Here is a 1,118-nt window from a genome sequence, read left to right as displayed (position 1 = left end):
TCGCCGGAGATGCGTGAGCGGGCGTTGCGGATGCTCGCGGAGACGCGGCCGTCGCACCCGACGATGATGAGCGCGGTTAGGCATGTGGCTGGGCTGCTGGGGATGAGCCCGGAGACGTTGCGACTGTGGCAGCGCCGGGCCGAGGTCGACGCCGGTGTCAAGCCCGGGCTGACGACGGACGCGGCGGTGGAGATCAAGCGGCTGCAGAAGGAGAACGCCGAACTGCGCAAGGCCAACGAGATCCTCAAGGCTGCGAGCGTGTTTTTCGCGAAGGAGCTCGACCGCCCCTGACCGAGATGGTCAGGTTCATCGATGAACACAGGGATCGTTTCGGGGTCGAGCTCATCTGCCGGGTCCTCAAACCGGCAGTCCAGGGCTTCCTCACCGCGCGCGGCTACCGCGCCGCTGTCAGCCGTGCGCCGTCAGCGAGGCAGCTGCGCGACGACCTGCTGGTGCCGGAGGTCGCTCGCCTACATGCGGAGAACTACGGCGTCTACGGACGCCGGAAGATGCACGCACTCATGCGGCGGCAAGGGTGGGAGATCGGTCGCGATCAGACCGAACGGCTCATGCGGCTCGCCGGGGTGGAGGGCGTGAAGCGGTCCAAGCGGATGTTCACGACGAAGTCCGACCCGGCAGCGGAGAAGCCGAAGGATCTCGTGCAACGCCGGTTCACTGCCCCCGGCCCGCGCCGCCTCTGGGTCGCTGACGTGACATACGTCGCAACATGGTCCGGGTTCGCGTATGTCGCGTTCGTCACCGATGTCTATTCGCGTCGCATCGTGGGCTGGAACGTCGCAGCCACGCTCAAGTCCGACATCCTGCCACTACGGGCGCTCGATATGGCCGCCTGGGACGCCGGCGGACGCCTCGACGGCCTGGTTCATCACGCCGATCACGGATCGAACTACCTCGCCGTGGTCTACACCGATCGGATCGAGGAACTCGGCGCGAAACCCTCCACCGGGACCGTCGGCGACTCGTTCGACAACGCCCTCGCGGAGGCGGTCAACGGTCTCTACAAGACCGAGCTGATCCGTCAGCGCGGCCCCTGGCGAACCGTCGAGCAGGTCGAGCTAGCAACCCTTGAGTACGTGTGGTGGTGGAACAATCAGCGC

Annotated in this window: 2 protein-coding genes; both read left to right on the top strand. The window is 66.5% G+C overall.

The window, feature by feature from the left end:
• Positions 1-291, top strand: a 291-nt coding sequence (locus IR155_RS15685) for a transposase (RefSeq protein WP_194210359.1), incomplete at its 5' end; no start/stop codon positions are given.
• A gap of 5 nt (positions 292-296) precedes the next feature.
• A partial coding sequence (locus IR155_RS15680; protein WP_135115710.1) for an IS3 family transposase occupies positions 297-1,118 on the top strand: 822 nt, incomplete at its 3' end.

The sequence above is a fragment of the Microbacterium paludicola genome (assembly GCF_015235415.1).
In the GTDB taxonomy this organism is placed as follows: Bacteria; Actinomycetota; Actinomycetes; order Actinomycetales; family Microbacteriaceae; genus Microbacterium; species Microbacterium paludicola.
The sequence above is the reverse complement of the archived record's forward strand: the minus strand, read 5'-3'. Positions and strand labels throughout refer to the sequence as shown.